General features: G+C 38.0%; 12 protein-coding genes. All 12 read right to left on the reverse strand.

The annotated features are described in order from the left end of the window. Nucleotides 1-162: 162 nt before the first annotated feature. The 12 genes from FUT79_RS14970 to FUT79_RS03025 all read right to left on the reverse strand — a co-directional run bounded on the left by FUT79_RS14970 (nucleotide 163) and on the right by FUT79_RS03025 (nucleotide 13,273). A complete protein-coding gene (locus tag FUT79_RS14970) occupies nucleotides 163-309 on the reverse strand; it encodes a hypothetical protein (protein WP_187426851.1) in 147 nt (48 codons plus the stop codon). A gap of 23 nt (nucleotides 310-332) precedes the next feature. Then, nucleotides 333-830, reverse strand: a complete 498-nt coding sequence (locus tag FUT79_RS02970) for a hypothetical protein (protein WP_044634793.1) — start codon at nucleotides 828-830, stop codon at nucleotides 333-335. Nucleotides 831-1,259: 429 nt separating this feature from the next. Next, nucleotides 1,260-2,093, reverse strand: coding sequence for a hypothetical protein (locus tag FUT79_RS02975; RefSeq protein ID WP_024752142.1), 834 nt, complete (start codon nucleotides 2,091-2,093; stop codon nucleotides 1,260-1,262). After that, entirely contained in the window at nucleotides 2,087-2,722 is a 636-nt protein-coding gene (locus tag FUT79_RS02980) for a C39 family peptidase (RefSeq protein WP_162147450.1), read from the reverse strand. The genes FUT79_RS02975 and FUT79_RS02980 overlap by 7 nt, the downstream gene beginning before the upstream one ends. A 101-nt stretch (nucleotides 2,723-2,823) precedes the next feature. Beyond that, nucleotides 2,824-3,426, reverse strand: a complete 603-nt coding sequence (locus FUT79_RS02985) for a hypothetical protein (protein ID WP_024751687.1) — start codon at nucleotides 3,424-3,426, stop codon at nucleotides 2,824-2,826. Continuing rightward, nucleotides 3,411-3,992, reverse strand: a complete 582-nt coding sequence (locus FUT79_RS02990) for a hypothetical protein (protein ID WP_024751688.1) — start codon at nucleotides 3,990-3,992, stop codon at nucleotides 3,411-3,413. Before FUT79_RS02990 ends, FUT79_RS02985 begins: the two co-directional genes overlap by 16 nt. Before the next feature lie 259 nt (nucleotides 3,993-4,251). Next, a complete protein-coding gene (locus tag FUT79_RS02995; protein ID WP_002701562.1) occupies nucleotides 4,252-5,337 on the reverse strand; it encodes an HNH endonuclease family protein in 1,086 nt (361 codons plus the stop codon). Next, a complete protein-coding gene (locus FUT79_RS03000; protein ID WP_244951126.1) occupies nucleotides 5,327-6,505 on the reverse strand; it encodes an adenine-specific methyltransferase EcoRI family protein in 1,179 nt (392 codons plus the stop codon). Before FUT79_RS03000 ends, FUT79_RS02995 begins: the two co-directional genes overlap by 11 nt. Before the next feature lie 175 nt (nucleotides 6,506-6,680). Next, a complete protein-coding gene (locus tag FUT79_RS03005; protein ID WP_148889236.1) occupies nucleotides 6,681-8,537 on the reverse strand; it encodes a methyl-accepting chemotaxis protein in 1,857 nt (618 codons plus the stop codon). A gap of 220 nt (nucleotides 8,538-8,757) precedes the next feature. After that, complete coding sequence (locus tag FUT79_RS03010; protein ID WP_024751683.1) at nucleotides 8,758-10,863, reverse strand: methyl-accepting chemotaxis protein; 2,106 nt, start codon at nucleotides 10,861-10,863, stop codon at nucleotides 8,758-8,760. Further along, nucleotides 10,860-11,639, reverse strand: coding sequence for a cache domain-containing protein (locus FUT79_RS03015; protein WP_244951127.1), 780 nt, complete (start codon nucleotides 11,637-11,639; stop codon nucleotides 10,860-10,862). The genes FUT79_RS03010 and FUT79_RS03015 overlap by 4 nt, the downstream gene beginning before the upstream one ends. A gap of 488 nt (nucleotides 11,640-12,127) precedes the next feature. Beyond that, nucleotides 12,128-13,273 carry a leucine-rich repeat domain-containing protein gene (locus FUT79_RS03025; protein ID WP_024752139.1) on the reverse strand — a complete coding sequence of 382 codons (1,146 nt, stop codon included), beginning with the start codon at nucleotides 13,271-13,273 and terminating at the stop codon, nucleotides 12,128-12,130. Nucleotides 13,274-13,293: the final 20 nt, after the last annotated feature.

Raw genomic sequence — 13,293 nt, forward strand, 5'->3', positions numbered from 1 at the left:
TTGGAGCGAAAGTTGCATAAAAAAGGGAGCTGCATTAGCAGCGACCGTACAAGCAACTTTCGTGACAAAACAAATGTCAGGTTGAAGCGGGTGTTAGATTCATTATTAACCAATAGATAGTATATGTAATAATCACGGAACTTATTACTACATATACTAAAATTACTTCTCTTTTTTATTTGGGTTAAGCTGTTCGCCGCGATTACCTTGATTTTGGTCATATTGACGATTTGTACCGGCTGTACCCTTATTCGGATTTTGCATATTTGATTGATTATCAGCCGGTTTTATTGGTTTACCTTTACTCATAGTTATATACTCCTCTTATGCTTTTAATTTATAAAATCAAGTTTAAAGGTATTTCCGTCTAATTTTATGTGGAAAGTTCCTCCTGTATATTGAGTTTTGGATTTACTGTCAAAATCCTCCAGCTTACCCCTATACATAGAACTATCAGATATCACTTTAATGGTAAATCTTGGATTATAGAAGTAGCTTAGATTAGGACTTTTGCCACTTACAACAACATCCTTAACAGTTATGGATTTTTCGGTGCCATCACTAGGTATTTCAGTTTTTAATACAGGCGGAAAATCAAAAGAACTCTCCCAGTTTTCACCATTAGCAATAACTGTTTCTGTAGAGTACGAGCGACCACTTATTTCTACATAACACTTTTTGCCGCTTTCATTCTTAAATTTTAATACAAAATTTTCTTTTGTATATTGAGGTTTTCCTAAAGGTTTATTGGGACACCCTGTCATCATAAATAATGTGCCGATAAGCACAACCAACATTCCAATCATTGAAACTATTTTTTTCTGTTTCATCTTTAATCCTTCCTTCTTGCAGTGTCCTTTTTTTCACTGCAATTATTTTATTTTTTGTCGAAGGAATGTTTTGATTGGTTCCGCACCCGCCTGCCTTTAGGCAGGTCAATCTAACGGGCGGCGGATAAGCTGCAAGAAGCGAAAAAGACGCAAGACTTTTGAGCTTCGCCGTCAGCTTAATCCGCATGTTGGACGGCGCTTGCGCCGGACGACAGGCGGATGTTCCGCCGCCCGTTGAACGGACGCACAGCGTCCGTTCAACTACCGCTTAACCTGCATTTGCGGGCTTGCCCCGCAATGTCAGGTTGAAGCGAGTGTTAGGTTAATTTTTCAACAGTTCATTCAATAAATAGCAGAACCTTTATTCATTGATTTATTAAATCCTGTTTGGCGGTTGTATGCACTCTCAAGTCCTCTTAGACAGTTTTCTTATTTTCCATATAACTCTCTTGTAAACGACAATCCCCAAATAGGAAGAACCACCCCACTGCTATGTAAAAACTCCAATTCACCGGAAATACTCCACTTATTTTCCGTCCAAGAAGCATTAAACTTAACAGATTCCATCAGGGAAGATTGACCGGAAATATAATGAGAGCTTTGTAGAGGACCGCTATCCCAAGAGATTGCAGCTATACAGGAAAGAGATATGTGATGATTAAGTACCGCTGTAACATTTACAGCAGAAGTCAATATACATGGGATCCAGCCGGATTCTTTATTTTTTATTACTGGACTGACAAATGTATATGATACTCTACCTCCGATAACAACAGGGTCTGTTATATAATTTACAGCGAAAAATACTTCTTCACCAAATCTTCCGGAACCTGTAACAAATGAATCTGCATTTTTAGGCACCCAAGGAACAGTCGGAAGAGTTGAAACTAATCCTAATTTGAATCTCCACCGTTGATAAGAAGGTTGCCATGTGAAGCCCAAGACAGTATCGTTAAAAGCTGCTTTTATAGCAAAATTTTTTTCCTTAAACATAGGAGCAGATTCTTTCATTCTGACTGATATAGACTGATTAATTGAGAAAAGATAGTCATCAAATATAATAAAGTTAAATCCTACTTGTGGAAGAAAGTCATATATATTATAGCCTGAAATAAATTGAAATTTCATGCGGTTCGACAATTCCATTTCCATTTTAAAATCTTGACGTTTTTCAATTCCGATTCGGTTATGTTCGGCATCTTCAGCCCATAAAGACGCCATCGTTATACATAGAAATAACAAGAAAAATATTTTTTTTACCATTTCCTTTCTGCAATCCTCTCTAATACTGTATATTTTTGAATAGTATTTGCAATAGCTTTTTTCAATACTGACTTATTTAATATCTGTTCAGGAATTTTTACTAAAAGAACCGTTTTGGACCATTTTTTTTGAAAGTCTTTTGCCGTTTGCATTTCCAAACCTAAAACAGGGTCTGCTACAATAACATAGTCTTTATCAGCTTGCAAAATAAATGCAAAATGTAATTCCGGCTTATCATAATGCACTATAACAGGGGCATAATATTGTACTGCTTTAATAAGATTGTCCATATCGATTTTATATGCTTTTGTCTGATAACCATACGCTTGAAAAATCCGCATCATTTGTGCCATTGTTACCTTACGGGTTGTTTGCAATTCTTCCGCCAGTTGGTTAAGCAGATCAGCTTCGGTTACCGCAAGGTTTAAATATAAATTAAGAATTGACGACACCACAGAAAGTCCGCAAGATTCATCTTCTCCTTGTTCATGAACAAAGGAAAAACGTAATTTTTCCAAAGACTGTACCCCTTGTATGTCAGGGGTAAAAGAAAATATCCACGCTGAAAAAATCAACCCATACACACAAGCAAAAAACATACTTTTTATTTTATATAACTTAATATGCATTATGAGTATTTTCGCCTCTTTTAAAAAACATAAACAGCCGTATATACTTTTACCCATATACGACTGTTATATTTTACCTATTATTTTTAACTTTAAGCTTATTACGGCATTTTTTTTGTTGACTGTTCGGCTACAACAAATACCGCATCATAAAAGCCTGAATAGCTTTCAGGATGAGCCTCTAAATCAGCAAGTTTATCGACCTTTTCGCCTCCGGAGTAATAATTCAACTCAGTATATACACCGACACCATATTCCAGCGTATAGGTAATTTCTTGTTTCACAGGCACATGGCTTATTTCATTCTCATGAAACCACAAGTTAATTCCATGCCAGTTACTTTTCGCTTCTAGATCTTCCTTTACCAAGCTACCACCATTCCAGCTAAGAGTAAGCTTGCAAGGCATCTTTACAACAGAATCCCAATTCTTACGAAATATTGCAGGAAACATTACCTCAAAATTCAATCCCTTATATTTAACATCTTTTGGTAATTTAAAAGTTCCTTGTATCGTTCCTGCCTTCTTAATATTAAAATCCTGTTCAGCATACACCCATAGAAATTCAGACTTAAAACGGGCGTTTTTCACCGTATACTGCAAGCGGCAGGCACTAAAGGTCAATACACACAATACAGTAAACACTACAATAATTGTTTTGTTAAAAAATTTTGCCATTTTTTGTGTCCTTACCATTTTTTCCATCCAGGTACCCTCCACATAGCTTTTGATGGCACTACATAGCCGCCTGAACGTCTAATAATAGTAGAAGTTGTGGTATTACAATTTCTATGGAGTACCAAATAGAGCTTCGGTTTTTCCTGAAAATAGGCTTTTGCTGTTTCTATTACTTTATCATCATAGTCCTTAACCGACATCCCTGCCGGACGGCTTACCGGCTGAAGCTCATAGTACCCGGGATTCTTTTTTATCATGTAAGGTTTATTATAATGTTGCTGTACGTTATATCCTATCCCCCACGAAGCGGAAGAATTACCTTCAGAATTTACACCCGATTCAAAAACAGCACGCACAGTAAAAGATGGATCAGAGATCGGTTTATCGGTTACCACAGTCAGTGTATGGTAATAATGTTTCATAATCGGAGTATATCCGATATACGTTTCACCACCGGAGATAATTTCAGCATCGTCAATACTTAATTCCTGTGCATCAAATCCAGTAAAAATATCTTCTTGTAAGATATTTTCAGCCCCATAAACCATTCCAAAACTGAGAATGATTACCGAAAACATGAATAATTTTTTCAAGTTATCCTCCTGATAATATAATTATTTATCGATAAGCATTATATACTACAATTTTTCAAAAATGTCAATATGTCAACTTCTTGAAATGCGGAAATTATAAGAGATATTATTGAAAAGACATAAATATTTGGATTTTAAAATTTTGAAAGAATGCTTCGATTGGTTCCGTTACCCGCCTGCCTTTAGGCAGGTCAATCTAACATTCGCTTAACCTGCATTTGCGGCTACTCCGCAATGTCAGGTTGAAGCGGGGGTTAGATTATTTATCTGATTTTATTCGATTGCAGTTTTTACAAAGCATTTGTAAATTCTCATCTATTGTCTTGCCTCCATCTTTCCATGGAATGATATGATCGCCTTCCATTTCTTCTATTTCAAAATAGTTGCCGCAATCTTTACATATTCCTTTTTGTTTTTCGTAAGCCTTTTGTTTTTGGCTGTCGGTAAATGCTCTAATTGATAAATATTTTTCATCACGAGTTAAAATATATGGGTAAATTCCTTTCTTTTTTTGAACATCATCATCTTGTATAAGTGTAACTGTTTCTTCTTCTATCTCATCGGTGTTAAAAACTTTATCCTTATAGCTGTTATATAGGCTCCCCCAATCTACACCTTTCATAAATTTTATTCTTTTTTTTGTAAAAGTTCCAGAAATCCAAGTAATGACTGATTGAAAATATTGCCATAGTGCAAGAGCGTTTGCATCGTTTTGATGCAGAGCCATATACGCTTCAATATTACCTTTTGAAATCCACTTTATAGCTGTTTCCAAAAAATCCTGCCGAATCGGAGAACCATCTAAATAATCACTTCCTATGGCATACGCGGGACAACTATTTTTACTAAAATATTTTTTTGCATCTGTTACCCATGGACCAAAATAAACAGCATTTCTTAACTCTTGGTCTGTTAGTTTTTCACCTGCAATGTTTATTGTTTTAAACCATTCCAGTTTTTCACTATCAGTGCCAGTGCAAAAATATACCATCAATTTATAATTTAAGATTTGTTCTTGTTCGTCTTTTTGCAAGTTATGAAAATACCTAAAAAGATATGCAAAATCGCCACTTATATATTGGCAAATAGAAATAGTTCGCTGTTGCCCATCAATTACTTCAAAACTACCATCTTCCCTAACTGCCCAATACATAACATTAAGAGGAAAATCCTTTGTAATAGTATGTATAACAGCATCACGCTGCTTATCTTTGTAAATGAATTCTCTTTGATACGGCGGACGAATGTCCAATTTTCCTCCATAACCTGTAACGCCATCTTCATCATTATCTTTGTATTGGTCAACCAATTCTCTGATTGTAATTTCTTTTAATTCAATTTTCATTTTTTTTCCTTATGGTTATTCTGGCATAAGTTATTTTGTCTCCGATTTTTCCTTCAGCATTTTTAATCATTCCGGGAATTGCGGTTGCAAATTCTTCTGATTGTAATGCGCCTATAAATGTTCTTTCCGTTAAGTATTGGTCTAATAACGTCGTCGTATAAGTATTCTGAAGTATGGTTGTACTCTCTCTCTCTGCAATTTCTATGCCAACCTTTCTATCATTGGCTTTTTGTCTTGATAATGAGTACACTAAATCTTTTCCGTCGTTTCCTTTTCTAAAGGCTACAATTTCAAATTGCTCTGGATTATACTTATCCAAAAAAGTGATGGGTACGCCCATTACCCCGTCATAATCACATGGTATTTCGGCAACTTTATCCACATTAATTGCGTCATAGTTATCATATTTGGGATAATCTGATTCATTTCCGTAATATTTTTTATACATAATAAGTTTTTCGTGCCGTTTATTATGGTCAAGATTTGTATACCAACAAACATTTCCCATACTACGCCATTTTTGCCCTGTTTCATCTTCCCAGTATCTTGTTTCTCGAGGTTTAAAATAGTTAGGAACTTTGAATGACATATCTCCTGATTTATACCCCAACCATATTTTATTTTGGGCAATGAGCGGAAATATTTCTTTGTAGGTTATTGCGTTTTGATTGCCAATGATTAAAAATTTTTTATCGTATTCTATGAGCTGTGCAACATATTCACGGAAAAGCGAAAAGGGCGGATTTGTTACCACAATATCGGCTTGTTTTAAAAGTTCGATGCATTCGGAGCTTCTAAAGTCTCCATCTCCCTGTAAATGCTTAACTCCAATTTGTTCAACGGTCGGTACATTCCCACCATTTTTTTCACCGGTATATTCAAGATAAATAGCTTTTTCACTTGATTGTGTACTAAACAAATCTCTTTCTTGGTTTTTGTAACAGATTGTAATTAAACGCTTTAAGCCTAATTTCTCAAAATTATACGAAAAATAATGAAAAAAATTACTGATTCTCGGGTCATCGCAGTTGCAAAGAATGGTTTTATTTTTAAAGTGTTCTCGATAATGTTTTAACTCGTTTTCTATATCAGAAAGTTGTGTATAAAACTCATCTTGTTTTGCGTCTCTTGCCTTATGCAAATTCTCGTTTAGTGATTTCTTTACCATACCATACGATATTGTACTATTTTTTATACTTAACTTCAAGTATACCATTTATTCCCAATAATACATCTTGCCCGTCAGCGTCAATCTAACATCTTCGCTTAACCTGCATTTGCGGCTTGTCCGCAATGTCAGGTTGAAGCGGGTGTTAGGTTTCCCATATCCATATAATGTAATCTTATACCTTAAACTTCTCTACTTCCGTAGTTAAGTTATCAATTGAATCTTTATTCCGTTGTGTAATCTCATTGACTTCTTGTACAGCATTGCTTATTTGTACCGCACCGCTTGCCATTTCATTCATACTGTCGGTAATGATGCGTGTTAAATTATCAAGATTCCGCATTTCATCGGCAACTTGTTCACCGCCGCGGAGCATTTCAGCAGAACCTGCTTGTACTTCTTGCGTTACGGAATTAATCGCTTTAATCGCAGATAAAACTTCATAGCTGCCGTTTTCCTGCTCTTTCATTGCAGTCATAAGGTTAGCACTCATTGTTTTTACCTGCTCTGACAGCGTAAAAATTGCATTGAATTTTTCTTCGACCGTTTTGGAAGACTTTGCCAAAGTTTCAATTTCCGCTCCGAGTGTTTTCAGTGTTACGGTAATGTTTTTTCCTTGAGCCGAAGATTCTTCCGCCAATTTTCTGATTTCGTCAGCAACAACGGCAAATCCTTTTCCCGCATCTCCTGCATGAGCCGCTTCGATTGCAGCATTCATTGCCAAAAGGTTTGTCTGGCTTGCTATATTTTGAATAACATTACTCGCTTCAATCAGACCGCCTGACTCTTCTGCAATCTTCTGTGTTACACTATTTGAAGTTACGACGGCATCTTTTCCGTCGCCGGTTGCTTGTGCAAGTTCTTTAATGGAATCATCGGTTTTATCAATTGTCTGCGTAATAGAAGAGATATTTGCAACCATTTCTTCAATTGAAGATGAAGAGCGAGCAACCGATGCCGCTTGCGTTTCAATACTGCCGTTCAACTGTTTTATTGTGCGGATAATTTCTTCCATCGTGGCAGCTGTTTCGGTAACACCTGCTGCTTGGGTCATAGTCTGCTGTTTTACCCCGTTGATGTTCTCACTGATTTGATGAATGGAACTTGCCGTTTCTTCTGCATTGGTTGAAAGAATTGTCCCGACTTCGTTCATCGTATTTGTATTATTTTTAATACTGGAAAGGAGAGCAACAGTATTTTTATGGAAAATATTTAACTGCATTGCAAGAATACCGAATACATCCCGACGTTTTATTTCTAATTTATCAACAATAAAATTTCCTACTGCAAGCGTATCGGTAAAATTCATCACTTCGTTTATGCTATTATTTATTCCCGTATACAGTGTATAATTTATAAAAAGAGCACCGGAAAGCGTCAGTATAGCGATTGGAATAATCATTTTCAAAGTCTGTATAAGAGTTAAACCGTTATAAAGCATTCCAATAAACGGATCAATGCACAAAAAAATGAGACCACCAAAAAGAAAAAAACTTACCAGCATATTGCGAAGAATATAGGACATGGTAATATGCTTTTTTTCAAATGGTAAAAATTTCAAATAGGCTTCAAGTTTATGTGTCCACAATATGTAGAAAAAAACCGAAGCAAAATCCAAACAGCCAACAGCACCCAAAACACACGCAATGATTTTTTCGATAGAATGAATGCCCAACCACAATAGCGTAGCAATTGGAGTCGCCAAAGTAAGAATAACAGGAGCGAGCAAACTCACTTTAGAATACAGAGCTAACACTTTGTTTGCTTTATCTACACCGCCGACATCCGTTTTATATGTTTTCAACATATTTATGAACATTCTATATAGCACAGTCGGTATTGTTATATTTAGAATAAGGGTGATAAGCGTAGGAAATGCCGTTAAGAATTTTGCAAGTTCTTCTACCAGAATTATTTTTGTATACCACGCATACAAAAAACCAAATCCAAATAATCCGTTAAAGATTAAAAAATTAAGTATAAATACGGATTTCGGGGGGGGGGGGGGGATAATATAGTTATTTTTGTTCATTTTGTCAAGCTCCTTTATGCTTAAAATTTTTATTTTTTTATATGTTAATATATATTATAATAGTTTTATTATATTTATCTAGCGGTTTACTTGGTAAATACGGAAAGTATTTTTTACTACCCGTATATTTTGTTTACCGCACCGATAGGTGTCAACCTAACATTCGCTTAACCTGCTTTGCGGCTTGTCCGCAATGTCAGGTTGAAGCGGGTGTTAGACGCTACACCTTAAACTTCCCGACCTCCGCACTCAAACTGTCAATGCTCTCTTTGTTCTTTCGCGTAATCTCATTCACTTCCTGCACCGCATTACTGATTTGTACGGCTCCGCTTGCCATTTCATTCATACTGTCGGCAATCACACGGGTAAGATCATCAAGTTTGCGCATTTCTTCCGCTACGCCCTCGCCGCCGCGCAGCATTTCGCCGGATCCCGCTTGAACTTCTGTCGTTACCGTATTAATTGTTTTAATAGCACCGAGTACCTCACGGCTGCCATTTTCCTGCTCCCTCATCGCTTCCATCAAGCGATTACTCATCTCCTTTACCTGTTCAGAAAGACTAAAGATTGCATTGAACTTTTCTCCCGCCGTTTTTGATGAAACAGACAGACTTTCAATTTCGCCTGATAAGGTTTTAAGCGTTGCGGTGATGGTTTTACCTTGTGCACTCGATTCTTCTGCAAGTTTACGGATTTCGTCGGCAACAACAGCAAAACCCTTGCCTGCTTCTCCGGCGTGTGCCGCTTCAATCGCTGCATTCATCGCAAGCAGATTAGTCTGACTTGCAATATGCTGAATAACATTGCTTGCTTCAAGTAAGCTCCCTGATTCTTCGGCTATCTTTTGCGTTACGCTTGTTGCACTGGTTATGGTTTCTTTGCCGTCGGCGGTTGCCGTTGCAAGGGTTTTTATCACATCATTGGTTTTATCAAGGGTTTGGGTGATGGAAGCGATGTTTGCTACCATTTGCTCCACCGCACTGGAAGATTGAGCGACACTTGCTGCTTGGTTTTCAATACTTGCATTGAGCTGCTTTATAGTTCTGATGATTTCTTCCATTGTTGAAGCGGTTTCGGTAACGCTTGCACTTTGCTCAAGCACCTGCTCTTTTACGCCGTCGATATTCGCGCTGATTTGGTTTATCGAACTTGCAGTCTCACTCATGTTGCTTGAAAGATCGGAGCCGATTTCGCTCATCTTATCCGATGATGAGCGGACGTTCTTTATGAGGTGTCCGATTTTCTCTATCGTTTTATTGAAATAAAGCTGTAAATCCGTAAGCTCGTCGTTTCCCGTTACGGGAAGGCGCACCGTAAGGTCGCCCTCTCCTTCGGCAATGTCTCGAAGCAATGCTACAATTTTCAAAATCTGCTTTACAATTATTCTGATAATTAAAGCCAGTGTCGCCGACGCAATGGACAAAATAATAACGGAGCCTATGATATAAAGCCTAGTAAGAACGCTGAGCTGCTGTTCGAGTTCCGCCTGAGTTACCGTGTAAACTAAAAGCCACGGCGTGCCCTCTATAGCGGCAAACCCTGCAGCCATGCGCCTTTTTCCGTCGCTGTAACTTCCGAACGCCGTTTTATTTTCCTTTACAAGCGGCTGTAAAAACTCCCCGAGTCGCCTCTTTTCATCAGGAATATCACGGCTTTCAAAAAGATTTATTTCTTTTGCCACATCATCCGCGTCGGCGCTTCCGACAATTCGTCCCTCTTTATTTATGATGCAGGCTTTGCCCGTCTTTTTATTCTTGATGTTTTTCGCTATCTGTGAAAGAAAAGATGCGTCTAAATGTCCTTGAAAAACTGCAATGACTTTTGTGCGTTCAATGTTATAAATAGGAACCATGTAGCTTACTACGGGAGTTTTTGCAATCCCGCTTAGGCGAACGTCGCGAAAGTTCGTGTTGCCTTTCATTGCGTCTATAAAACCCTGTTTTTTTGCAACGCTTGCAGGTTTTGAGTTTTCGGCGAACTTGATGGTGTTTCCGTCGGTCTCGGAATAGCTGAAGTACGTATATCCGTTGCGTTTTGCTTCCGTCTTGAAGAAGGCAATCTTTTTTTCAAACGGAATAGTCGTGTCGGTGATAAGAAGATTTTGCGCAAGACCTTCCAGATAATGCGTTTCGTTTTTGAATTTATCTGCAATACCCGCGCTCTCCCGTGCTAGCGTGGAAGCCATATCTTCCTTTATGATTAAGGCAAGGTCATGTTTACCTCGTAGGGAAAAAACAATTCCCAAAATCAATTCGGCGCACAAAAATATAGCGAGAGTAAAAAGTGTGAGCTTTTTCCCGATCGAAAATCTTTTTTTATTTTTCATATATATACTCCTTTTAATAAAGTTAAAATTTTTGCCTGTGAAGTAAGTTTTGTTTTGGAAATCTTATTTTCCGCTGTATTGCTTTTAAGAATATCTTGGATGACAGCTGCAACTTGTGCGTGCTGCTTGTTTGTTTTTGCATCCTCAATAGGATTATACATATTTTTAACTAACTCACGGTTCCTGTTGGCTATATTTATTCCCGATTCTGAAATAATAAAGCAGCCGCCTGTTTTACCGACTTTAATAAGATCCCCCATATTTGAAAGCGTATATCCGTCGAAAACAGCAGCCAGCACACCCATGAGCGTATTATTTTTTCCCATAATGGGAACGACTGCTTGTGCAATGAGATTTCCCGTCTCTACGTCTCTAAACGGCTCGGAAAAATATCTTTTTGTGCCGCCTTGCGACTCTTGAAACCACTTTTGACCGGAAACATCAAACTGCTGTCCGTCAGGCAAATGATATATTCCTTTCGGATCAATTATTGCAAAAGCAATAACCTCTGCTTCGTCTTTTGAAAGTTCTTCGAGTATACGAGCTTTTTCTTTCCAGCTTATGTTTTCATCGTGTAAATCGTCTTGAGAAGCAATACCGTCAAGATACTCAAACCACTGTTTTATCTCACCGTCAAGTATAGCGGCGGTATCGGCGGCTTTGTCAAACAGGTGCGCCTCGACTTTTTCCAAAACCGCTTTGCGTGCAATGCGCACCGCAATGAACGTCATCAGCATCAGTCCGGCAATGGCAAGCGCTCCGAAAATAAGCACCATCCTCGTTCGGATGGAAAACCGTTTTTTTGATTTTACAAAACGATGTCTACTACTCTCTAAATTTTTCGGGGGGGGGGGTAACATATTCTTTCATTTTTGTCAAGTCTCCTTATTGCTTTTAAAATTTAACTTTTCATTTCAGATATATCACAACATTGAAATATTTTCAATATTACTTTTTCGCGCCGATAGGCGTCCGTCTAACATTCGCTTAACCTGCATTTGTGGCTTTGCCGACGCATAGCGGCGGCAAAGTTGGCGCGAAAGTTGCATAAAAAGGGAGCCGTAGGCGATCGCCCAAGCAACTTTCGTGACAAAACAATTGTCAGGTTGAAGCGGGTGTTAGATTTTAGTCCCATTTTGTTATACAATTATTTATCACTATTACGACAATCTATGAAAAACATGGTTAGCTTTTTACAGATACTTGAATACCTATGTAGTACACCAACCCGCTTTAAACAGACAACATTGTACCTGAATATTAGTTACTTTCTTTCTTCTGAAATCCTTTCTTGATAGGTACTCCAGCCCGCCGCCTTTTTGAAAGTTTCACTTGTTCCATTCGGTACGTGGATAAATAACTTGTCTTTATGTGTTCCATCGAAATTTCTAAAAGCATACGTATTTATGCTTATCTGTGATGGTTCCCTATTCTTTACATGTACGGTAACCTTATCTGTTATGCTGCTTAGGTCTATAATGCCCTCACTAATGGAAGCGATAGAGGCTGGTAATGTAACATCTTTTAAATGTACCGCACCAAGTAAACACCCCTCAGACATGGTTTTCAAACGGTCCGGAAACTTTATCGTCTGTAACTTTTGATTATCACAAAAACAAAGCGCAGAAATACCATTATCATTTTCCGGAATTTCTTTCCAGTCTTGTTGCACTACCGTAGTTGACGCAACAACTTCAGTAAGTTCTTTATTCAAGTAAAAAGCTTGTTGTTCCAGTTTTTGCAAATTCGCAGGTAGGACAACACGCGTAAGTGCCGTTTCACGGAAAGCATTTGTTTCGATAGTATGTACCGTATCGGGAAACGTAATTTGTGAAAGTTTTTCACATCCTGAAAAAGCACTCGAGCCTATCGACTGTAAGCCAGTCGGCAACTCGACTGTTGTAAGATCCGTACATATTTCACACATGTTCTTTGGTAATTTTGTAATTTTTGACCCCGCTTCAAACTTAAGTTCGGTTAACTTGGTGCCCATAAACGCAAAGCTCCCGATTTCCGTAACATTTGCAGGAATAGTAACCTTGGTAAGCGTGGAATAGAAAAATGCATCGTCCTCAATTTTAAGTAATCCGGTAGGCAGCTGAACTGTTTTTATTGTTTTATTGGCTGAAAAAACTTCTTTTCCAATAACTTTCACCGATTCGGGAATCACGACATGCTCATCAGTACCAGTGTATTTTACCAGTTTACCGTCTTGTACCTCAAACCGCTCATCTTGCTGACCTTGCCCGCCTCCCTGTTGGGACTGACCTTGATTCGACTTTGTGTCGGATTGCTGAGTATCCTGTTTATCCTTTGAATATCCTGCTGAAGTTCCCGCAGAGAGGCGACAGCCTATAGTTACAGCACACACCATTGCTGCCGTAAGTAATAGTAATAAACGCTGTTTCATCTTTAAACCTTCCTTCTTAC

The sequence above is a fragment of the Treponema phagedenis genome (genome assembly GCF_008153345.1).
GTDB lineage: Bacteria > Spirochaetota > Spirochaetia > Treponematales > Treponemataceae > Treponema > Treponema phagedenis.